Genomic DNA, 22,856 nt, shown 5'->3' on the forward strand with positions numbered 1-22,856 from the left:
CTCACACCGCGTCCAGGCTCCGTCTCACGCCGTCGCCCGAAGCGACCACGAGTGGCTCCGCGTCCCCGGAACGCGCTCGACGTCGGGGTTCTCTAACACCCGGTCCCGCCAGACGGCGTAGGTCAGGAGGTTCCACGCGACCGGGGCGTCCCCGTCGACGACCCGGTCGCGCTCGGGTCGCGGGACGACCGTCGGGAGGTCGTACCGGTCGAAGGCGTCCGCGAGCGGCCCCTCGTCGAAGTACCGCCCGACCGGGAGCGCGCCGGACCCCTTCGGTCGCTCCGTCGGGTAGCCCGGAAGCCGACGCTCGAGTAGCGTCTTGAGGAGGTACTTCGGCCGGAGGCTCCGCCGCGAGAGCGCCGTCCGGGGGCCGGGGACGTACCGTCGACTCGCCGGCACCGAGAGCGCACAGTCGGCCAGCCGCCGCGTCGCGAACGGGGCGACGAGAGCCGTGTCGTGGACGGCCGCGAGCTGCCGCCAGTGCCGGAGGTGGTCGTGGCCGAACAGACAGTACAGATGCGCCAGTTCGGCCGCGTCGACGAATCCACTCGTCCGTTCGGAGCGGTCGACGAGGCGCGAGACGGCCGCGTGGCGGGCGTTGATTCGGTCGGCGACGACCGACTCGCCGACCATCCGGGCGACCCGGCCGGGGTCGGCGTAGGTGAGCGTCCGAACGGGGAACGAGTCGGGGTCGGTCGGCGGTCGGCGGAGCATCCCCGCGTAGCGCCGGAGCGCCGCCGCGTCGTCGCCCGGACGGCCGGGAAGCGCGGCCGCGAGGCGGCCGACCGGGGAGTCGACGACCGACGAGAGCCACGACGCGAGGCAGGCGCCCTTCGTCCCGCCGAGGCCGAACAGCGCGTCGGCCTTCGTCGCGTCGACGAGTCGGCCGCCGCCCGCGCGTCGGAGCGCGGCGTCCATGAGCGTCGTCTGTGCGTAGTGGGTGGGGAGACAGGTCGCTTCGACGCTCGCCGCGAGACGGTCGGCGAACGACCCCTCGGAGACGACGACGGAACGGTTGTCGGCGCCGAGGGCGTCTGCGGCGGCCGAGGCGTAGTCGAGCTCGAAGGCGAACTCGGGGGAGTCGACGCCCCACGTGAGCGTCGGCGTCGCGTCGGGGAGGTAGCTGTGGACGAGCGTCGAGTCCACGCCGCCGGAGAGCGCGGTCGTGAGGGCTCCCGAGTCGGCGTCGGCGCCGTCCGTCGGCGACAAGCCGCCCGCCGACGACAGGGTGTCCGCGAGCGCGCGGTCGACGGCGTCGAGCACCTCGCCGGGGGAGCGGTCGGCCGTGACCGAGAGCGACCCGAGGGGAGCGCCCGACACGCCGGGGCGGGGAGTGGCGTCGAAGTCGAGGAAGCCGGTCGTCCCATCGGGAGCGTGGGCGGACCCCGGGGACCACTCGACCCACGTCCCCCGCTCCAGCGCCCGGACGCGGTCGAGGTAGGTCAGCGGGTCGACGGGGGCGCGAAAGAGGAGGTGGTCGGCGACGGCGGCGTCGGGGGTTCGTCGGTCCTCGGGGTCGAGCGCGGCGACGGCGTTACGGAAACAGTCCGTGAGGAGGAGTCGGCCGGCGCTCGACCGGCAGACGTACAGCGAGCGCGAGGCGGTGACGCTCCGGTAGGCGACGAGCGGGCGGTCGCTCCCGGGGGCGACCCGGAGCAGGACGGCGTCCTCGGCGACGGCCGGGAGCCGACGGCGGACGGTCCCGAGGTCGGGCGACTCGGTGACGAGCGCTCGGAGCGCGGCGTGTGGGACGCCCGCGACGAACCAGTCCGCGTCGTCGCGGACGACGTGCTCGGCGTCGGGGGCCGACAGCAGCACGTCGATGTCGGTCGTCGTGTCCATCGTGAGGTCCCCGCGAGTCCCGGAAGGTCGTCGCCCGTCGACGCTACTCCAGATAGCCGAGGTCGGCGAGGCGGTCCTGGACGTCGCCGTCCTCGTCCAGGCGCGGGCCGGCGTCGGCGTCGAAGTCGTCGTAGCCTGTCGCGCCGGCGTCCTCGACGACCGGGACGACCCGACCGTCCATCCGGTCGCTGTAGGGGACGCCCATGGCGGAGAGCACCGTCGGCGCCACGTCGAACAGGTGGGCGTCTATCGGGACGGAGGCGTCGACCCCCGCGCCGGCGGCGGCGAAGATGCCCTCCATCTTGTGGTTCCACGGCTCCGTGGGCGGCGCGAAGTAGCCGTCACGAACCTGTGCGGAGAGGAACTGCTCGAACTCGTTGGGGACGGTGACGACGTCGACCGCCTTCTCGGCGTAGGGGCCGTGGAAGTACTCCTCCCGTGGGGCCACGTCCTCGAACATCGGGTCGCCGTCGGGCGTCGTCGCCGACCGGAGTTCCTCGATGAGTTCGGCGCGCACCGCGTCGTACTGCTCCGGCGGGACGACGCCGTTGGGTTCCCGACCCTGTAAGTTGATGCGGACGCCCAGCTCGGTCCGGGCGCGCATGTACGCTTTCGAGCCGGGGAAGTCCACCTGCTCGTTCGCGGTGCGGGAGACGTTCTCGGGGGCGTAGCGTTTCACGACGCCGTCGAGGCCCACCGCTCGGAGCCCCTTCCCGACGCGTTCTGCAGTGAGACCGAACTGGGCGGCCTTGGCGGCGACGCGTTCGGTGGTCGTCGGCTCCCACGTCTCCTCGCCGGAGCCCTCCCGCAACTGGTCGCGGATGGGGTTCCACGACGGCATCCCCTTCCCGCCCTTGGCGGTCTCGACGTACCCCTTGTCGCGGAGGAACTCGTTGACGCGGAACTCGTACTTCTCGTAGGGGCCCATCCCGTGGTCGGAGGCGATGAAGACGGCGTCGGGGTCGTGCTCGTCGAGAATCTTCCCGACCGCCTCGTCGGTGGCGCGGTAGACGCGCTCGACTTTGTCCTCGTCGCCGTCGAACTCGTGGAAGACGGTGTCGGTCTTCTGGAACTGGACGAAGCCGAAGTCCGGGTCGTGTTCGTCGGCGAGGTAGCGGAAGGCGTCCCCGCGCATCCCGACGAGGCGCTCGTACTCCTCCATCTTCTCCGCGTCGCTCAGGTCGTCGGAGCCGCGGGTGTAGTTCGGGTACACCCGGTACTCGCCGAGTTCACGCTTCAGGTCGTCGAGGGTGCCTTCGGGGTGACAGGGCGGGTCCTCGGGGCCGATGAACCCGGGCACGATGGCGCCGTCTATCTCGTCCGGCGGGTGGGTGACGGGGACGTTGACGACGACGCTCGACTTCCCGTGCTCGTCGAGCAGTTCCCAGATGGCCCGCTCGCGCACGTCGTCGCGGGAGACGACTTTCCAGTCGTACCCCTCGTAGTCGACGAACCCGTACACGCCGTGTTTGCCGGGGTTGACGCCGGTGTACATCGACGGCCACGCGCTCGGGGTCCACGGCGGAATCTGCGATTCGAGCGGTCCCGCCGTGGCGTCCGAACCCTCACAGAGCGCCTGCAGGTTGGGAATCGCGTCCCGCTCGTACAGCCGTTCGAACACCGCGGGACAGCCCGCGTCGATGCCGATCAGCAGCACGTCCATGCCGTCGCTCACGCGTCCCACCCCGGCACGTCCGTCGAGGGCGTCGCGCGCGGCTGCCGCGCGGCTTGCCAGCCCATCCTCATTGTCCTTCCGTTGGGCGTCGACCGGTTTTATTATGCGGCGGGTAAGCGGGCCGGGGTCCGGATTTCGCGACGTTGGGCGCGCCTACCGGTCGAATTCGTGATACGTCGCTCGAGGAGATGGTCGGCGGGGCGGACGGAGACGACCGCAGCCGTCGCGTTCGTTCTCCGGCACCGGCGGGTCCCGGACCGACGAGGCGGCCCGCTCCCGCGGTGCCTTCGCTTCCGGACCACCGCGTCAGCGAGTCGGCTGACGACGAACGCCAGCCGTCGCGGCGCTCAGTCCCCCTACTCCCCGGACCACCACGTCAGCGATTGCCGGGCAGACGAGCCTGCCCGGCGTCGTTGCGCTCAGTCCCCGTACTTCCGCGTCAGCGCGACGGCCGCGCCTGAACGCGCGGCCAGCGTTGCGCTCAATCTCCGTACTCCCGAATCGTCAACTCCCGATGCTCCGCGCGGTCGAGCGCCATCGCGACGAGGAGGAGCGCGACGCCGAGGACGACCCGGCCGAGCGCGCCGCGGAGGCCGTCGTCGCTCGGACGGAGCGCGGCGAGGAGGCGAGCCAGACCGAGCGCGACGGCGGCGGCGCCGGCGTAGTACGCGAGGGCAGGACGGGCGGCGCCGTCGCCGAGCAGGTGTTTGCGGTTGAGGCGACCGAGGAAGTTCGCGAGGAGCATGGTCGACACCCGACGGACGTACTCGCCGTACTGGATGTGGCTCTCCTCCTCGTCGTACTTCGCGGGCTGGGCCACGTCGGCGACGCGCATGTCGGCCCGGTTGAGCTTGACGAGCACGTCGTTGCAGTAGCCGTAGTACTCGTACATCCCCTCCAGGTCCATCCCGTCGAGCGCCCGCAGGGAGATGGCCGTGTAGCCGTTCTGGGGGTCGGCGACGCCCCAGTAGCCGCTGGCGATCTTCGTCAACAGCGAGAGCATCCGGTTGCCGACGAGGCGGAACTGCGGCATCTCCTCGGTGTCGGCGAGGAAGCGGTTCCCCTTCGCGTAGTCGGCGCGGCCCTCGACGATGGGGTCGAGGAAGCGCGGCATGAGGTCGGTGTCCATCTGTCCGTCGGCGTCGACGGTGACGGTCACGTCGACCCGGTCGGCGCGGGCGGCGAGGTAGCCCGTCTTGATGGCGCCGCCGGCACCGCGGTTCTCCTCGTGACGGATGGGGACGACGCGGGCGTCGAACCCGCCGTCGGCGGTCGGCGCGACCTCGCCGCCCTCGCCGGTCGCCTCCGGGGTCTCGCCGCTCGTTCCGTCGCTCGCGACGGCGCTCCCGGCCGAGGCGTCGGCGACGGCCCGTCCCGTCCGTGGCTCCCCGTCGGCGTGCGCCCGAATCTCGGCCCACGTCTCGTCGGTCGAGGCGTCGTCGACGGCGTACACCCGGTCGACGTACGACGGAATCCCGTCGAGGACCTCGCCCACTAACCCCGCCTCGTTGTAGGCGGGGACGACGACACCGATCGTGTGTTCGCGGTACATAGTGCGTGTGCTGGGAACGCGGCCCGGTCGGGGTGACGGCGGCGTCACGTTTCGACCGGCCACGTCGCTCTGTTGGTCGTCCGTGGTCGAGGGGCTTTATAATCGGGCACCTAAGCCGCGCACGGAGTGACGGTCGCCGAGCGAACCGGGAGGGGCCGAGAGCGGTGTCCACACGGGACAGTCGCCACCGGTCGACGCCGGTCCGCGACGAGCGACCGTGGCGGCGCCGCTCCGCGGGACGGCCGCCCCGGCCGAGGTGCCGGGGACACCGGTCTCCGGATGCGAGCCGGCTACGGGGGGTTTCGCGTCGGTGACGACCGGTGGAGAGGCGCGCGGCTTAGGTGACTGATAACCGCAGTCGGGGACGGGAGCGGGCGGACAGCCGAGGGCGCGCGCCGCTTACTCGGGGCATAATAAAAGGGGGGTAACACCTTCGTCCGGGCAAGGAACAAAGCGTGACCACCGAAGACACCGATGCCGAGACGGTCGTGGAGGCCGTCGATCTCATCTCCAAAAAGTGGCATCCGGTCATCATCCAGGCACTCCTCCGGGAGGGCCCCCAGCGGTTCAACGAGCTGAAAGGGAGCCTCGGCATCTCCGCGAAGGTGCTGACCGACAGTCTCGACGACCTCGTCTCGAACGACCTCGTCGACCGACACGTGCTCAGCGAGTCGCCGAAGCGCGTCGAGTACGACCTCACGCGGCACGGCCGGGACATGCAGTCGGTCATCGCCGCCCTCGCCGACTGGGGCGAGCGCCACCTCGGCGAGGACACCCGACCCGTCGTCCTCATCGTCGACAACGACCCGCGGCTGGTGAAGATGCACGCCTCGTGGCTCGAAGAGGATTACCGCATCAAGCGCGCTTACGACGGCGAGGAGGCGCTGCGCCAACTCGACGACGAGGTCGACGTGGTGTTGCTCGACCGCCGGATGCCCGGCCTGCAGGGCGAGGAGGTGCTCCGGAAGGTCCGCGGGCTGGGCATCGACGCCCGGGTGGTCGTGCTCAGCGCCGTCGAGCCCGACTTCGACGTCTTGGAGATGGGCTTCGACGCCTACGTCGTCAAGCCCGGCACGAAGACCGAGCTACAGGAGGTCGTCGAGGACGTGCTGGCGCGCAACGCCTACGACGACGCCACCCAGGAGTACCTCTCGCTGTCGGCCAAGCAGGCGGTGCTGCGCGCCGAGAAACCGGAGGAGACCCTCCGGCGCGACGAGCGCTACCGCCAGCTGGAGACACGACTGAACGAGCTCGCGACGGAGCTCGACGCCTCGGACGGGGAGACGACCGACACCGCCCGGACGATGCTGACGGAGCGCGAGGGGTGAGTCGACGGGGCGGATGATTCCGGACGACCTCAGCGTCCTCCTCGTGGAGGACAACCCCGGCGACGCGAGACTCATCGAGGAGCTGTTCCGCGAGACCGACCACCCCGTCGCACTCGTCGAGCCGGGGGCCGAGCCGCCGGCGCGCGGCGTCGCGCTCCACCACCGCGACCGCATCGCGGACGTGCCCGACGCCCTGGCGACGTACGACCCCGACGTGGTCTTGCTCGACCTCGACCTCCCCGAGAGTAGCGGCACCGACACCGTCGAGACCGTCCGCGGCCACACCGCGACGACGCCCATCGTCGTCCTCACCGGCGCCCCGGAGGACCGCTTCGGCGTCGACGTGGTGAGCGAGGGGGCTCAGGACTACCTCGTCAAGGACGAGGTGACCCCCGAGGTGCTGCTTCGGGCGGTGCGGTACGCCCTCGAACGCAAGCGCATCGAAGGGGAGCTGCGCCAGCGCACCGAAGAGCTGCGCATCCTCAACCAGCTCACCCGCCACGACATCAGAAACGAGATGACGCTCGTCGTCGGCCGGGCCCGCGAACTGGAGGAGCACGTCGACGTCCACGGCCGGGACGCCCTCGACGAGATCGTCCGCTCCAGCAACCACATCCTCCAGCTGACGGGGACCATCGGCGACATCGTCGCCTCCGTCACCGGCGACGACGACACCGACCTCGGCCCCGTCGCGCTCGGGCCCGTCCTCCAGTCGGAGGTCGAGACCGCCCGCGGGATGTACGACGTGGCGGTGGAGACGCCGGCGGCCGTCCCCGACGTGTCGGTCCGGGCGAACGACCTGCTCGCCTCGGTCCTCTCGAACCTCCTCTCGAACGCCGTCCTCTACAACGACAAGGAGACCCCCGAGGTGTCCGTCTCGCTCGACGTGGAGCCGGAGACGGTCGTCGTCCGCGTCGCCGACAACGGCCCCGGCATCCCCGACCGCCGCAAGGACGAGGTGTTCGCGGAGGGCGCACAGGGTGCCGACTCCGGCGGGATGGGCATCGGCCTCTACCTCGTCAGCCGCCTCGTCGACCGCTACGGCGGCGACGTGTGGGTCGAGGACAACGACCCCGTCGGCGCCGTCTTCTGTGTCGAACTCGTGCGCGCCGACCGCGGGCCGGACGTCCAACCCTGACCGGGACGCCCCGGGCCACCGCCGCCGGGCGACCCGCCGGTTACACACAGTATAGTTAACCGTCGCCCGCGGGTAGCCGGGGGTATGTGCCGGACGCGACGGTGCCGCCCCGACGAGCGGCGCCCGGGGTGGAGCGCGTGACCGACGACGCCGACAGCGGCGCGGACGCGAGTGCAACGGACGGGAGCGGGGCCGACGCCGACGGCGACCGCCTCGACGTGGGGTTCGTCCCCGCCGAGGTGCCCGGCGCCGGCCTCACCGGCGCCGTCGAGACCTCGGCGCTCCTCGTCGAACACCTCTCCCGACGCCACGACCTCACGGTGTACGTCGCCAGTCAACACGCGGCAGACGACGTGGACCTCCCGGCCGAGGACCGGGTCGAGTACGTCATCCACGACGACCTCCCGAAGCTCCCACACCCCATCACGGCCAAACACCGGGCACTGCGCGAGGAGACGGACGCGCTCGAATCGCACGACCTCGTCCACTCGTACTCCTCGGTGTTCGTCCCGGTGCTCGCCGACCTCTCGACTCCGACGATATCGACGCTCAACTCCTACGTCGCGGTCTGCCCGAAGGGAGACATGCGCTACCACGGGAAGCGCACGTGCTCCGGACCGGGTCCCGCGAAGTGCGTCGCCTGCGTCGGCGTCACCGGCGCGCGGCGGCGGCAGGGCCTGGAGAACGAGGCCCGAAGTGCCTACTCCTCGCTGGGGAAGCTCCCCCTCGTCCGGGACTCGATGGCCCGTCGGAACGGGGTCGACGCCTACCACGCCCTGTCGCCACATCTGGCCGAGGACTACGCCGCCCTCGACTTTCCCGCCGAGCGCACGCGGGTCATCCCCCACTTCTACGACGGAGGGTTCCGCCGCGACCCCCGCACGACCGCCGGCGACCCCGTCACTCTGTTGTACGTCGGCGGGCTCCGGGAGTTCAAGGGCGTGCAGGTGTTGGTCCGGGGGCTCGCCGAACTCCGTTCGCGCGGGGTCGACGCGCGGCTCCGGGTCGCCGGCGCCGGGCCGTACGGCGACCGAATCAAGCGGCTCGTCGGCGAACTCGGCCTCGCCGACGCCGTCGCCTGGCACGGCTACGTCGACCACGACGACCTCCCCGACCTGTACGCCGGCGCCGACGCGTTCGTCTATCCGGGTCTCATCGACGAGCCGTTCGGGCGCGTCCTCCTGGAGGCGCTCGCGGCCGGGACCCCCGTCGTCGCCAGCGACGTGGGGAGCACGGACTACATCGTCGGCGACGCCGGCGAGCGGTTCGAATCGGGTGACGAGCGTGCCCTCGCCGACGCCGTCGAGCGCCTCGTGGCGGACTACGAGGAGCGAGCGGGGGCGATTCCCGACCAGCTGGCGCGGTTCGAGCCGGAGACCGTGCTGGCGCAGTTCGACGAACTCTACCGGGACGTGGCGACCGGGCGACTGCGGCGGGAGTCGCGGCCGTCGTCCGCCTCGTCGCCGACGCCGTCTCGGTGAGGAGCCGAGCCGGGACCTCACGCTCCGGCCGACCCGCCGGTCTCCACGAGGTCGAGCGGTCCGGGGACGACCGGACCGCAGTCGCGGCGGCACGAGAACCTACGCCGCCCGCATCGACCGCCGCAGGCGCCGCCAGAGGCCCGCGACGCCGGGTGCGCCGTCGACGAGCCAGAGACAGAACGCGAGAAAGAACGGGCCGAAGTAGACCGCGAGCAGGGTGAACTGCTGGCCGGCGGTGAGTTCGCGGACGAACGCGGCGAAGTAGTAGCTCGCGCGCTCGAGGAGCCCGCGCTCGACGGCGTACGCCGGAAGCGTAACGATGGGCCAGAGGACGCGCTCGAAGTCGGTCTCGTACCCCGAGACCATCGCGACGGCCACGTCGCCGGCGAGGTGGGACCACCAGCCGACGACGAGCGCGACGCCGGCCTCGGGTCGGCCGCGACGAACCGCCAGTGCGAGCCCGAGGAGGCCGAGCGGGACGGCGACGAAGACGGAGTGGGCGACGGAGTAGCCGGCCGGGAAGAGTCCGAGCCCCCACGAGAGGGTCTTGTCGACGACGTCGGGGAGTTGCGTGGCGAAGAGGAGGACGACGGCCGCGAGCCCGCCCGGCGGGCCGCGACCCGCGGCTCGGGAGCCCAGCGAGAGGAGGACGTAGCCGAACGCGGCGTGGCCCCAGGGCCACATCAGGGACGCACCTCCGCGGTCGAACGAGCCGGGGGCCGGGAGCCGCTGGCGGGGACCGTCCGTCGGCGACGAGAGGTCATCGCCGCGGCGTAGGGAAGCACCCGGTAAAAAGTCGTGGACTGGCCGCCGGTGTGGTCGGGGTGAGCAGTCGAAACGTGTCGACCGCTCCGGAGCCCTATAGAGACGTCCGGACGGGACCGGGCGCGAGCCGCCTGCCGAGGGGGCCGCGAGGTGGTCCGTCAGCCGCGCGTACGACGACCTAAACCCGCATCATCGTTACGCGACGTTACCGCCTCGACAAGGCCGAATTACCGAGCTACAGTCCCCCTAAGTGGTCCTTACCACGTCGATAATAAAGCCCTTCGAGCAGAGAGAAGCTGATACGAGCGACCACCGAGTCGACCACCGGCCGGCCGTTCCCACCCGACCGGAGGACCCCAGCACATGTCAGAGGCAAGCACCAAGAGAGAGCGCGTACCGGACGTCGAGAGCGCGACCATCTGTATCGTCGGCCAGGGGTACGTCGGACTCCCCCTCGCCATCGCGTTCGACGAGGAGGGCCACGACGTCGTCGGGTTCGACATCGACGACGACAAGATTTCGACCCTGAACGACGGCGTTGACACCACCGGCGGTGACCTCGGCGACGCGACCATCGCCGGCAGCGACGTGTCGTTCACCACCGACGCGGCGGCGATGGCGCAGACGGACTACGTCATCGTCACCGTCCCGACCCCCGTCGACGAGATGAACAACCCCGACCTCGGCTTCGTCGAGGCGGCCGGCGAGACCGTCGCCCCGCACCTCACCGAAGACACCACCGTCGTCCTCGAGTCGACGGTGTACCCCGGCGTCACCCGCGAGGTGCTCGGACCTATCCTCGAGCGGGACTCCGGGCTGACGGTCGGCGAGGACCTCGCGCTCGGCTACTCGCCCGAGCGCCTCGCGCCGGGCACCGACCGCACCGTCCGCGACGTGAAGAAGATCGTCTCCGGCTCCGACGAGGAGACGCTGGACGACCTCACGGACCTGTACGGGAGCATCGTCGACGCCGGCGTCTACCCGGCACCCTCCATCGAGGTCGCGGAGGCGGCGAAGGTGACCGAGAACGTCCAGCGCGACATCAACATCGCGCTGATGAACGAGCTCTCCATCATCTGTGAGCACCTCGACATCGACACGCACGAGGTGCTGGAGGCGGCGGGCACGAAGTGGAACTTCCACGACTACCGACCCGGCCTCGTCGGCGGCCACTGCATCCCCGTCGACCCGAACTACCTCGCCCACGGCGCCGAGCGCGCCGGCTACCAGCCGAAGCTCATCATGCAGGGCCGCGAGGTGAACGAGTACATGCCCAAGCACACCGCCGAACTCGCGCTGAAGGCGTTCAACAAACAGGGGACGCTCGCCCGCGACGCCCGCGTGCTGGTGCTGGGACTCGCCTACAAGCCGAACGTCGGCGACATCCGCACCTCCGAGGTGAAGGGCGTCATCGAACACCTCCAGGAGTACGACGTCGAGGTGCAGGGGTACGACCCGCACGCCGACGACGAGCGGAGCGAGGAGTACTTCGGCATCGAGATGCAGGAGACCCTCGAGTTCGCCGACTTCGACGGCGTCGTGCTCGCGACACCCCACGACGAGTTCGAGAACCTCGACCTCCGCGCCGTCGCCGGCGCGCTCAACGACGACCCGGTGCTCGTCGACGTGATGAGCGTGCTCAACGAGGAGCACGCTCACTCGCTCGGCTTCGAGTACAACAGCCTGTAGCGACTCGACGAGCCGACCGACGCGCGACTCGATGGTCCCCTCGCCGACCGCTCTTCTTCCCGCGCCCGCTGCGCTCACTCATCCGAACGTCGGCCGTGAGCCCGTGCCGTCCCGCCCCACCGATTCGCGAGCTACAACGACGCCTTTCGCCGGACGGGAGCGCCCTCGGGAGCGCGAACTCGCCGACGCCCGGGCGTCGTAGAGAGCCATTGTGGTACGAGTTACCACGTCAATACCAAAGACGGGGTCGCGAGTACCGGACGGGACGCTATGGCGACCCGAGAGACGCGAACGGACGGGCAGAGTCGGTGTAACAGCTGTGGGTCGTTCGTCACCCCGCGGTTCGCCCGCGTGTTCGGCGGCAACGACGACGAGGTGTTCGGCTGTCTCGCCTGTCAGCGCACGCGCGACCTCCGCGAGGGGAATCAGGTGCCGACCGACCGGAAACGCGGCGACCGACGCTGAGTGGCGCCGACCGTCGCGACTCGCCGGACCCGCCGGACCCGCCAGACTCGCCACGACGGGACACCGGTGAGGCCCGAGGTCACCGGCGACGCTCGGCACGAGCCTCCCGCTCTCGAACCCGGTGCCGAGGCGTCGTCGAGCGCCGCGGCGGCGAACCGGCAGAAACGCTGAACCGGCCGCAACGGCCCGCTACCCGGGATTATCGTCGACCTAACAGCACGAGGAGGTTCGACGGCGTCCCCGAAACCCGCGAGTATCGCCACGAGAGGCCTCGTACGACCCGAGTAGCGGGTCGAACCCCGGATGTCGTGGTGTTCGGCCCGTTAGCCCACGTATAATAAAGGGCGCTTCGGGACAAGCCGAATTCACAGAGCCGTGCCCCCTCCTGTGCCGCAGGGGTGCACGAACGGAGGATTACAAGACATGAACGGACTGATCCCGGCCGGTCGACCACACGGTCGGCCCGCCAACACGCAGCTGCGACGGACGGAGGGCTAACTATGTGTGGAATCATCGCGACCATCGGCTCGGACGACGCCGTCGGCGAACTGCTGACGGGCCTCGAGAACCTGGAGTACCGCGGCTACGACTCCGCCGGCATCGCCGTCCAGAACGGCACCGGCATCAAGGTACGCAAGAAGGCTGGCAAGATCAGCGAGCTCAAGGACACCATCGCGGCCGACGTGCCCAACGGTGAGGTCGGCATCGGTCACACGCGCTGGTCGACTCACGGGCCGCCGACGGACGCGAACGCCCACCCGCACACGAGCGAGACGGAGCGGGTGGCCGTCGTCCACAACGGCATCATCGAGAACTACGAGCGCCTCCGCGAGCAGCTCGCCGCCGAGGGGTACGAGTTCCACAGCGAGACCGACACGGAGGTCATCCCGCACCTCGTCGAGCACCATCTCGACCACGGGATGACCGTCGAGGGTGCCTTCCGTGCGACGGTCGACGAACTCGAAGGGAGCTACGCGGTCGCCGTCCTGGCGCACGGGACGGACACCGTCTACGCCGCCCGGCAGGACTCGCCGCTCGTCGTCGGCGTCGACGAGGACACCGGTCAGTACTACCTCGCCAGCGACGTGCCCGCCTTCCTCGACTTCACGGACCGCGTGATGTACATCGAGGACGGCGACTTCGTGCGCGTCACGCCCGGCGAAATCGAACTCACCGACCGCGACGGCGAGGCCGTCACGCGCGACGTCGAGACCGTCGAGTGGAACGCGGAGGAGACCGGCAAGGGCCAGTACGACCACTACATGCTGAAGGAGATCGACGAGCAGCCCGACTCGCTCGCGAACACCCTCAGCGGCCGCATCACCGACGACGGCGACGTCTCCCTCGAGGAGTTCCCGCCGGGCACCTTCGAAGACGTCGACGAGGTGCAGTTCGTCGCCTGCGGTACCTCCTACCACGCCGCGCTGTACGGCGTCCAGGCGCTCGAGAACGCCGGCGTCCGCGCTCGCGCGACCATCGCCAGCGAGTACCAGACGCCGACGGTCGACGAGAACACCCTCGCCGTCGCGGTGACCCAGTCCGGCGAGACCGCCGACACCCTCTCCGCGCTCCGCGCGGCGGAGGCCGCCGGCGCCGAGACCGTCGCCGTGACGAACGTCGTCGGCTCCTCGGCCGCCCGCGAGGCCGACCACGCGCTGTACATCCGCGCCGGCCCGGAAATCGGCGTCGCCGCCACCAAGACGTTCTCCTCGCAGGTCGCGACCCTGACGATGCTCTCCCACCGGCTCGCCGACGACCTCGAGCAGGGGACGCCCCGCGAGGACGCCGCGGAGTTCTTCTCCGAGCTGGAGAAGCTCCCGGAGTACGTCGAGCAGACGCTCAAGACGAGCAACGCGAAGGCCGTCAGCGAGCGCTACCTCGACAAGGGGTCGTACTTCTTCATCGGCCGGGACAACGAGTACCCGGTCGCCCTCGAAGGCGCGCTGAAGTTCAAGGAGATCACCTACGAGCACGCCGAAGGGTTCGCCTCCGGCGAGCTGAAACACGGCCCGCTCGCGCTCGTCACACCGAACGCCGCCGTGTTCGCGCTGTTCACGGGACGGCGCGGCGAAGGGACCCGGAAGAACGCCGAAGAGGCGCACACCCGCGGAGCGAACGTCATCGGCGTCGCGACCCACGGCACGGACGTGGGCGGCTTCGCCGACGCGACCCTCCGCGTCCCCGAGACCCACCCGGACATCGCCGGCCTGCTGGCGAACGTCCAGCTCCAGCTCGTCTCGTACCACACGGCGAACATGCTGGAGCGCGAAATCGACAAGCCGCGCAACCTCGCGAAGAGCGTCACCGTCGAGTAGACGCCCGCGACGGAGACACCACCGACACCCGACCCCGGGTGGAGGCCCACCCGACCCGGTTCGACTCGGTTCGGTCCGGCTCAAGTCGGTTCGAGTCGGTTCGATTCGGCTCGAACTCGGGTCCGCCGCCACCCACGACACGACACACCACACCATGCGAAACGAACTGTTCGGCGTCTTCGGCGACCGCGCCGACCTCGACCGCGTCACGACCACGGAGCGGTTCGCCCGCGTCGTCGAGACGCCGCGTGCGACCGTCGGCGTTCGCGACCTCGGCTACGGCCTGCCGAACCGCACCGCCGTCTACGAGACCGACGACGGCGACGGCGCGGCCGTCGTCTGGGGGGAGGTCGTCTCCGAGACCGGCCGCTCGACCGCCGAGCGCCTCTATCACCGCGTCGGCGCGGTCGGCCGCGACGCCTTCGCCGAGTTGAACGGTTCCTACCTCGCGTTCGTCGACAGACCCGACGACAGCGACCCAGTCGTCGTCACCGACCCCATCCGCTCGTGGGAGTGTTTCTACACCGACGCCCCCGGCGTCCGCGTCTTCGGCTCCGACGCCGCGCGCGTCGCGAAGGCGGTGTCGAACCCGGCCGTCGACGGGCGGACCGTCGCCGAAGTGACCCACTTCGGCGTCGCCTTCGGCGACGACACCGCCTTCTCCGAGCTCGGGCGCGTCCCCTTCGACGGCTACCTCACCCCCGAGTCGACCGGCGAACTCCGGCGGTTCGTCTACGACCCACAACCTCCGGAGGCGTTCGAGACCGGCGACTACGCCGCCGAACTCGCGGCGCGGCTCGAACGCGCAATCGAGCGTCGAACGGGGATGCCCGGCCGGACGGGACTCATGCTCTCGGGCGGCTACGACTCCCGGCTGTTGCTCTCAGAGTCCCCCGACGTGGACGTGGGCTACACGATGGGCGACCCGGGTGCCGGCGAGGTGGCCGTCGCCTCGCGGCTCGCCGACCAGTACGGCGTCGACCACGAGACCCTGGAGGTGACGCCGCGCTACCTCGACCTCCGGCCGGAGGTCATCCAGTACACCGGAGGGGTCCGCGAGTCGCTGCACATCCACCACCGGGGGAACAACGTCGACATCGACGCCGACTCGATGCTCCACGGCGCCCTCTTCGACACGCTCTTTCGCGGGTTCTTCCTCCCGGAACGCGGGGTCGAACTGTTCGGCCGGACGTTCCCGCTCTCGGGGCTGGACCCCGACCCCGACGTGCCCGCGTACTTCGCGGAGAAGCTCGGCTGTCTCGGCGGGCGCGACCCGTCGGCCGTCGAGGACTGCGAGTATCTCTCGGCCGACTCGGCGCGGGCGTTCGCCCGGGAGGTCATCGAGCCAGCGTTCGAAGCGGGGTACGACCGCTGTGAGAACCGCCACAACGCGGTCGACCTGCTCGGAATCAAGCTGAAGCCGACACTCGCCTTCCGGACCCACCTCGCGGATCACTACGTGGAGAGCCTCGTCGCCGCTGACTCGGAGCTCCTGGAGTGGCACCTGAAGACCCCACCGGAGCACCGCACCGACGAGACGTGGCTCGACGCCATCGGGAAGCTCGACTCGGAGCTGCTGCGACACAGTCCGCCGGACCGCCCGCACCGCTCCTTCCGGCTGAACGAGATCGAACGCGTCGTCCGGGGGGCGCTCCCGCTCGTTTCGGAGTTCGACCGACCGTGGCCCGACCGGCGGGAGCTGTACGAACAGAACGACCTCGACCGCAAGCTGTTCCCGGGCTACGACGAGGTCCACGGGCTCCCCGCCCGGGTGAAACTCCGGATGAACGACCTGACGACGTGGATCGAGTTCGCGACCGGCGAGCCGCGCTGCACTCCCGACCAACTGCTCCGGCCGCCGGAGGGCGAGCAGGCCGTCGCCCCCCGCACCGACGGCGGCTGGTCCGCCCGAAACGGCGATGTGGACGGCGGGGTCGACGACGCGAACGACGGACCCGACCGCCGCCGCCCCGACCCGGCCGACGGCGCCGGGAGCAGTCCACGGGGACCCGTCACGCCGTCCGGCCCCACTGGTCCCACTGGCCCCTCCGGTCCGAGCGGCCCGTCCCGGTGACCCGAGACCCGGCACCGGTTTCGCGGCGCGTAGTTAAGACGTCCCGGCGACTCACCACGTCCAGACCCGAATGACGGACTTCACCCGGCTCCGTATCGACGTCTCCGAGGAGCGGCCCGTGTCGGCGACCGCCGAGACCGACGCCACGGCCGCGTCCGGCGACGATGGCCGCGACCGCCACGGGGAGCGAGTCGGCGACAGCGACACCGAAGACGGGACGTGGTCGGCACTGTTCGCGGGCGACTGCATCTACAAGGGCCGACTCGCGGCCGACCCCGTCGCGCCGGCGGTCGCCGAGCGTATCCGGGCCGCGGACGTGAGCGTGGTGAACCTCGAGGCACCGGTACGAGGCGGGGGGGAGCCGGCCGGGAAGGTCGGGCCGGCCCACGCCTCCCATCCGGAGACGCCGGCGCGCCTCGCCGCGGCCGGCTTCGACGTCGCCTGCCTCGCGAACAACCACCTGATGGACTACGGCACGGCGGGACTCCGGGTGACCCGCGAGGCCTGTGCCGACGCCGGGCTGGCGACCCTCGGCGCCGGCGACGACCTCGACGCGGCGTTGGCCCCGTTCCGGACGAGGGTGGCGGTCGGCGGGGCGAACGGCGAGGGCGAGCCCGGCGAAGCGGAGTCGAACGGGACCGAATCGGTCGAGCTCGCGGTCGTAAACGCCTGCGAGCGGGAGTTCGGCGTCGCGACCGCGGACGAACCGGGCGTCGGCTGGCTCTCACACCCTTCGACCGAACGGCGGGTGGCCGAGGCGGCCCGGTCGGCCGACGTGACCGTCGTCGTCGCCCACGGCGGCGTCGAGTACGTCCCGTTCCCGCCGGCGGGGTTCGGGACCCGGCTCCGAACCCTCGTCGACGCCGGTGCCGACGCCGTCGTCGCCCACCATCCACACGTCCCCCAGGGGTGGGAGCTGTACGAAGGGGCTCCCATCCTGTACAGCCTCGGCAACTTCCTGTTCGACTCGAAGCGGTCGAACACCCGGTGGGGACTACTGGCCGAGTTCGACTTCCGAGGCCGCGAACTCGCCGGCGTCACCCTCCTCCCGACCGAGCTCCACGAGGGACGGGTCCACCCGCTCGGCGTCGAGGGGGGTCGGACCGACGGGGGGCGACCGGTCGACGCACACCTCGACTACCTCCGGGCGTCGGCCGAAATCGTCGCCGACCGCGACGCGCTCCGGAGTCACTGGCAGGAACTCGCCGTCCGGCTGTTCGACCACCGCTACGTCGGGTGGCTCCGCCGGGGGACGGGCGCCGGGCTCTCCCAGCTCGTCACGGACCCCCGGGCGGCGGTGGGTGGTCGGGCGTTCCCCGCCGACGGTCGACGAACCGAACAGCTGACGCTCCTGAACGTCGTCCGCAACGAGTCCCACCGCGACGTCGTCGAGACGGCACTGGCGCTACGGGCCGGTGACCTGACCGACCGACGGGAGCCTGGCGTCGACCGGACGGTCCGCGACCTGCTCGACTGGACGGAGAACGAGGTGGCTGCGATGTACGGTGAGGGAGCCGAGCGCGGGATGTCGAGCCGGCTACGCTCGGGAGCACGCGCCGCAGGACGCCGGGTTGCGGCCGTCCTCCGGGAACTCCGCTGACGACGACGGTCGAGTGGTCGCCGGTTCCACCGGTCGGACGTTCAGCCGGCCGCGCCGGCCGGTGCTCCACCGACGGCGTCCCTCGGGCGTTCCGCCGAACACCGTCGCTGGTCGGCGAGTCGAGAACGCGCCGGGAGACCCGAAGACCGGGTCGAGCCGGCACAGAGAGAACCGTACGGAGCCGAGAGGTGGTGGGTCGGGCGTATCGTGATGGGGTGGGGTGGGTGTGGGGAGGTGGGTTCGAGTAGCGACCCGAGAGACGGTCAGTTGGCGACGGGAAGCGTCGGCAGTCCGAACTGTTGGACCGCGATGACGGCGACGAGCGCGAGCGTCACCGCGAGCGTCAGGGGGTTGAACCCGGCCGAGACCTGCGAGGCGAGCAGGACGAGGAGGCCGACGGCGGTGACCGCGACGTGTGCGGTCTGGTCGGAGCCGGTCTCTGCTGGGGCCTCCGGGCGGTCGTCGAGGGTGAGGTACCGGTCGAGCTGGGCGGCCGCGGCCGTCCGGCTGATGTGCTTGCGGTCCTTGTCGTAGTTCAGCACACCCTCCTCGGCGAGCTTCGGGAGGTGGCTCTGGTAGAGCGCGATGTAGACGCGTTGTCGCATGTCGGAGGTGACCGCCTCGGTCGTGACGCCGTTCTCCCACGCGGCCACCTGCACGGCCATCTCGCCGAGGTCGGTCTCCGGCTCGACCTCGCGCAGGAAGCGGAGCGCGAGCCGCCGGCGCTCGTTCTGCAGGAGGTGGTAGACGGTGTCCTTGTGGAGAAGCTCCGGCTTGGTGTCGTCTGCGTCGACGTTCTGTGGCGTGTCCGCCTGCGTCGTGTTCGCCGCGGTCGTGGAGAGGGTCCCACCGTGAGTGCTCTTCATGGCTGACTGGTGCGAGGGACAGGGCTATATTAAACTGGGGAACCCGTGGTGACCGATTGCGGACTGTTGCAGACCGTTCAACGCCGTCTGACGCTCGTCAGCCGACCGTTCAGAGACCGTTCAAATAGGGGCCTCAGACGCTGTAATCGTGTTTTGGCCATAAACAGTCTGATTTCTGTCTATTCGATGAATCGAATCCGATACATCGAAGACCGTGAGGGAATTAGCCACTGCAGAAAGGGGGTTTATCACCGGTTCGGACGGGGGTAACGACTGCCAAGAGGCCGTCGTTCGCCGGTCGACGCCGGCCGTCGACGCGGAGAACGGTGGGGAACGCGAACTGGTGTACTCGGCCGAAAGCCGCGGGAAGCACCGGGATAGACCCTGCGTCGACCGCCGACTTCTCGAGCGTCGACCGGTGGCCGCACGGCTCGTCCACCCATCTGTCAAAATTTTGTCACCGAGGCCCGTCTAAGGGCGTATTCGGTGTCCCAACCCTCGGGGTCAGTCGCCAGTCACCCGGGCTCGGAGCGCCAGTGCGCGCGAGGAGACGGGTTCGGGGAGCGCCCCGAGGAGGTCGAACACCTCGTCGAGCGTGACGGCGCCGGTGGCGACCGCCACGACCGCGAAGAGAACGAACCCGACCGGTGGGACGACGACGACCGTGAGGACCGACGGGCCGACGAACGGGATCGGGGAGCCGTTGATGAGGTGGGGGAGGACGGCGATCGGGAGTCCGGCGACGGCCGTCGTCACCGCGATGCGGCCGATGCGGGCGTCGGCGAGCGGGTCGTAGCCGAGCCGTTTCGCGGCGCCGGTCTGGAGCAGGGGGAGCGAGCCGTAGCCGACCGTGGTGGCGAGCGCGGCGCCGATCATCCCGTACTGGGGAATGAGCAGGACGTTCAGTCCGAGGTTGAGGCCCGCCGCCGCGGCGGTGGCGGCGATGAGCGTCTTCATGTCACCCTTCGCGTGGTTGATAGAGAGCATCGGGCGGGCGACGGCGAAGCCGAGCGTCCCCGGGAGGAGAAAGAGGATGGGCCCGAACATCAACTCCACGTCGGGGGCGTGGTAGTACAGCGGGACGAAGTCCGCCGCGAGCGCCCCGAGCCCGACCGCCATCAGCGTCGTCACGAGCAGCGAGTAGCGGGTGACGCGGGTGGCGATAGACTCGATACGGTCGGTCCGCCCCTTCGCCCAGAGGTCGGAGGTGGACTGGATCATCATCGACTGCACCGACTTGGGGACGAACCAGAGGAACTGGACGAGGACGAGCGCCGCCTTGTACAGCCCCGCGGCCTCGTGGCCGACGAGGCGGTCGAGAAGAATCACGTCCACGTGGTACATCGACGTGAGCAGGAACGTGTAGACGATGGTGAGGTGGTTGAAGTTCAGCAGTTCGCGGCGCGGGAAGTCTTCGGGGACCGGTTTGAGGATGGCCGACAGCGACACCTGTCGGGCCATCAGCGCCATCGCGACGGCGAACACCGCCGTGCTGGCGACGATGAACGCGACGAGCACGCCGGGGACGCCGAAGCCGAGCGCGGCGAGCGCGACGGCGACGACGCCGAACAGCACCTTGTGGACGACCTGCAGGGGCTCGGCGATGTGCTCCAGTTTGAGCCCCATCAGCGCCCGCCGCGCCACCGAGCGCAGCTGTGCGGCGACGACGAGCACCGCGAGCAGGTAGAAGTACGTGTCGTAGTCGGCGTCCATCAGCGTGGAGATGGCGCCCGTCGCGGCGCCGACGGCGAGCAAGCCCCCCGCGAAGAGGGCAAAGAGCGTCGCGAGCCGGAAGTAGTAGGCGAACACGTGGTCCTTCCACCGCTCGTCCTCGTCGGAGCGGTCCTCGGAGATGTACTTCCGCATGCCGCCGTTGATGCCGGAGCTGACGAGAATCATCAGCATCCCGAAGACGGCCATCACGGAGGCGTACTGGCCGAACTGCCCGCTGCCGAGATAGTAGAGCAGCGCCGGCGTGATGGCCGCGGAGGCGACCAGCATGACCAGCCGGGAGCCGGCGATGGAGGCGAACGCCGTGGTGAGGTTGCGTGACACGGTGAGGGGGTGAGCGGTGTCGTGGCCGCGTCACTCGCGGGACGAATCGCCCGCGCGTGTCGCCGGCCACACACCGCGCTGGGGTCTGCTGTCGGTCTGAGTCAGTCGATGCGAGCGTCTCGGGTCGTCACCGGTCGTCGGTGACGACCTCGCCGGGGTAGGTAAACGCGTCACAGGAGAGAACGACCCCCGGGTTGAAACTCGTGTTGATACCCGTCTTGACGCCGTGGCCGAGGACGACGCCGAACTTCCGGCGGCCCGTCGAGGTCGACTCGCCTTTCACGTCGATGGCGATGTCCTCGTCGTCGTGGCGGAGGTTCGAGACGTTCGTCCCGGCGCCGAGGTTCACGTCGCGGCCGAGCACGCTGTCGCCGACGTACGAGAGGTGGGGGACGGCCGAGTCACGCATCACGACGCTGTTCTTGACCTCGACGCCGTTGCCGACGTGGACGCCCTCCTCCAGGAGGGTCGCGCCGCGGACGTAGGCGTTCGGTCCGACGGTCGCGCCGGACTTGACCAGCACGGGGCCCTCCATGACGACGCCCGGCTCCACCGTGGCGCCCTCCTGGACGACGACGTTCCCGCGGAGGTCGGCGTCCTCGTGCACGTCGCCCGCGATGTCGCGCTCCATGCGCCGAGGTACAGCTCGTTCGCCTCGAGGAGCTCCCACGGGCGACCCACGTCGAGCCAGCGGTCGACCTCGACGGCCGTGACATCGAACTCCGCGATGACCTGCTCGAGCACGTCCGTGATCTCGTGCTCGCCGCGCTCGGACATCGGCACGTCGAGGTACGACTTCGCCTCGGCCGGGAACACGTACGCGCCCGCGTTCGCGAGGTTCGTCGGGGGGTCGTCGGGCTTCTCGACGATGCCCGTGACGCGGGCGCGTCGCGAGTCCGACTCTCCGGCCACGGCGTCGGCGCCGGCGCCGTCGGTCGCGGCCGCACCCTCGGTCGAGAGTACGCCGTAGTTTCGCGGGTCGGAGACCGTGTAGGCCGCCACCGATGGGGCCGCGTCGAACAGCGCCGCGACGCTCTCGACGTCGTAGATGTTGTCGCCGTTCAGCACGGCGAACGGGCCGTCGATGTGCTCGCGGGCCTGGTACACCGCGTGCGCCGTCCCCAGCTGTTCTTCCTGCGTGACGTAGTTCACCGGCACCCCGCGGTAGGTCTCGCCGAAGTGCTCCTCGACCTGCTCGCCGAGGAAGCCCATCACGAACACCAGTTCGTCGGCGCCCGCGTCGATCGCCGCGTCGGCGACGTGGGCGACGATCGGTTTGTCGGCGACCGGCAGCATCGGTTTCGGAATCGTCTCTGAGAGCGGCCGAATCCGTGTGCCCTGGCCCGCCGCGAGGATGACTGCCTGCATAGTGTGCTGTTCCGACCTAACTCACTTAGCTCTCTTTATTATGTGGAAAGTAACTCGCATCGGTGTTCCGACCGTCTACCGGGTTACAGCGAGCGGCGGGCACGACGGACGCGACGCTCGAAACGGGCGCGGTGAGTATCGACGGCGGCCGGTATCGGGACGGATAATCGAACGACTACGGCGGTACGTACCGCGTACCACCCGTCCGAAAGGGCGGGCGGACGGTACGGACGGGGCGCCGTCGCTCCCGACGAAGCAGTCGCGGAAACGGTCGAACGGGGGCGGTTCGGGTCGGAACCCGGGTGATTCGCGGTCGAGCCAGGTGCTCGAGCGTTACTGGCGGACGCTGCGGGCCTCGCGGACCTGCGAGCCGTCGCGGACCATGTCCTCACAGTGCGGACAGACCCGCGGAGCGTCCATTCCGTTCGGCGCGAAGACGCGCACGTAGTTCTGCGTCACGAACGAGCTGCAGTTTTTGCATTCCGGCATGAGCCATCCTCCCCTTTCCGTCTAACCGGCATAGGTCGTCTGCCAAAACAGTTTGGGGAACATGGATATTCGACCCGGTTTCGGTTCGAGACGAGACGACGAGCCGGATATCGCCAGTTTCGTTCGACGGGCCGTTCACCCGTCGATGACGGGT

General features: G+C 70.1%; 15 protein-coding genes and 1 pseudogene. 8 read left to right on the plus strand and 8 right to left on the minus strand.

Annotated features, from left to right (window positions below):
• Positions 1 to 24: 24 nt before the first annotated feature.
• The 3 genes from N5095_RS18540 to N5095_RS18550 all read right to left on the minus strand — a co-directional run bounded on the left by N5095_RS18540 (position 25) and on the right by N5095_RS18550 (position 5,069).
• Positions 25 to 1,842: an asparagine synthase-related protein gene (locus tag N5095_RS18540; protein ID WP_267624655.1), complete on the minus strand. Its 1,818-nt coding sequence runs from the start codon at positions 1,840 to 1,842 to the stop codon at positions 25 to 27.
• Positions 1,843 to 1,885: 43 nt separating this feature from the next.
• Positions 1,886 to 3,505: an alkaline phosphatase family protein gene (locus tag N5095_RS18545; RefSeq protein ID WP_303651737.1), complete on the minus strand. Its 1,620-nt coding sequence runs from the start codon at positions 3,503 to 3,505 to the stop codon at positions 1,886 to 1,888.
• A 493-nt stretch (positions 3,506 to 3,998) separates the two neighbouring features.
• Positions 3,999 to 5,069, minus strand: a complete 1,071-nt coding sequence (locus N5095_RS18550; protein WP_267624658.1) for a glycosyltransferase family 2 protein — start codon at positions 5,067 to 5,069, stop codon at positions 3,999 to 4,001.
• A 455-nt stretch (positions 5,070 to 5,524) separates the two neighbouring features.
• On the opposite strand from N5095_RS18550, the gene N5095_RS22405 reads away from it, so the two are divergent.
• The 3 genes from N5095_RS22405 (at position 5,525) to N5095_RS22410 (ending at position 9,016) form a co-directional block, all read left to right on the plus strand.
• The gene (locus N5095_RS22405) at positions 5,525 to 6,397 is read left to right on the plus strand and encodes a winged helix-turn-helix transcriptional regulator (protein WP_267624659.1); all 873 of its coding nucleotides are present in this window, start codon (positions 5,525 to 5,527) and stop codon (positions 6,395 to 6,397) included.
• A 13-nt stretch (positions 6,398 to 6,410) separates the two neighbouring features.
• A complete protein-coding gene (locus tag N5095_RS18560) occupies positions 6,411 to 7,535 on the plus strand; it encodes a hybrid sensor histidine kinase/response regulator (protein WP_267624660.1) in 1,125 nt (374 codons plus the stop codon).
• Positions 7,536 to 7,672: 137 nt separating this feature from the next.
• Positions 7,673 to 9,016, plus strand: a complete 1,344-nt coding sequence (locus tag N5095_RS22410; RefSeq protein WP_267624661.1) for a glycosyltransferase family 4 protein — start codon at positions 7,673 to 7,675, stop codon at positions 9,014 to 9,016.
• 99 nt (positions 9,017 to 9,115) lie between these two features.
• Here the strand turns inward: N5095_RS22410 and N5095_RS18570 are convergent, their stop codons facing one another.
• Positions 9,116 to 9,700: a metal-dependent hydrolase gene (locus N5095_RS18570; RefSeq protein WP_267624662.1), complete on the minus strand. Its 585-nt coding sequence runs from the start codon at positions 9,698 to 9,700 to the stop codon at positions 9,116 to 9,118.
• 444 nt (positions 9,701 to 10,144) lie between these two features.
• Between N5095_RS18570 and N5095_RS18575 the strand changes: the two genes are divergently transcribed.
• From N5095_RS18575 to N5095_RS18595, 5 genes are all read left to right on the plus strand, one after another.
• Positions 10,145 to 11,470 carry a nucleotide sugar dehydrogenase gene (locus N5095_RS18575; protein WP_267624663.1) on the plus strand — a complete coding sequence of 442 codons (1,326 nt, stop codon included), beginning with the start codon at positions 10,145 to 10,147 and terminating at the stop codon, positions 11,468 to 11,470.
• A 270-nt stretch (positions 11,471 to 11,740) separates the two neighbouring features.
• The gene (locus tag N5095_RS18580; protein WP_267624664.1) at positions 11,741 to 11,935 is read left to right on the plus strand and encodes a DUF7563 family protein; all 195 of its coding nucleotides are present in this window, start codon (positions 11,741 to 11,743) and stop codon (positions 11,933 to 11,935) included.
• Positions 11,936 to 12,435: 500 nt separating this feature from the next.
• Positions 12,436 to 14,250 (plus strand): glutamine--fructose-6-phosphate transaminase (isomerizing), encoded by a 1,815-nt coding sequence (glmS, locus tag N5095_RS18585; RefSeq protein ID WP_267624665.1) that lies wholly within the window; start codon positions 12,436 to 12,438, stop codon positions 14,248 to 14,250.
• A gap of 154 nt (positions 14,251 to 14,404) precedes the next feature.
• Positions 14,405 to 16,324, plus strand: a complete 1,920-nt coding sequence (locus N5095_RS18590) for an asparagine synthase-related protein (RefSeq protein ID WP_267624666.1) — start codon at positions 14,405 to 14,407, stop codon at positions 16,322 to 16,324.
• Positions 16,325 to 16,394: 70 nt separating this feature from the next.
• Complete coding sequence (locus N5095_RS18595; protein ID WP_267624667.1) at positions 16,395 to 17,924, plus strand: CapA family protein; 1,530 nt, start codon at positions 16,395 to 16,397, stop codon at positions 17,922 to 17,924.
• Positions 17,925 to 18,187: 263 nt separating this feature from the next.
• Here N5095_RS18595 and N5095_RS18600 read toward each other — a convergent pair whose 3' ends face one another.
• From N5095_RS18600 to N5095_RS18615, 4 genes and pseudogenes are all read right to left on the minus strand, one after another.
• Positions 18,188 to 18,790 carry a DUF7344 domain-containing protein gene (locus tag N5095_RS18600; RefSeq protein WP_267624668.1) on the minus strand — a complete coding sequence of 201 codons (603 nt, stop codon included), beginning with the start codon at positions 18,788 to 18,790 and terminating at the stop codon, positions 18,188 to 18,190.
• Between the two features lie 504 nt (positions 18,791 to 19,294).
• Positions 19,295 to 20,845 carry a lipopolysaccharide biosynthesis protein gene (locus N5095_RS18605; RefSeq protein ID WP_267624669.1) on the minus strand — a complete coding sequence of 517 codons (1,551 nt, stop codon included), beginning with the start codon at positions 20,843 to 20,845 and terminating at the stop codon, positions 19,295 to 19,297.
• Between the two features lie 127 nt (positions 20,846 to 20,972).
• Positions 20,973 to 22,213: pseudogene (gene glmU, locus N5095_RS18610) on the minus strand (bifunctional sugar-1-phosphate nucleotidylyltransferase/acetyltransferase).
• Between the two features lie 333 nt (positions 22,214 to 22,546).
• On the minus strand, positions 22,547 to 22,702 hold the full coding sequence (locus N5095_RS18615; RefSeq protein ID WP_267624670.1) for a DUF7563 family protein: 156 nt from the start codon (positions 22,700 to 22,702) through the stop codon (positions 22,547 to 22,549).
• Positions 22,703 to 22,856: the final 154 nt, after the last annotated feature.

This window comes from Halobium salinum (genome assembly GCF_026586625.1).
GTDB lineage: Archaea > Halobacteriota > Halobacteria > Halobacteriales > Haloferacaceae > Halobium > Halobium salinum.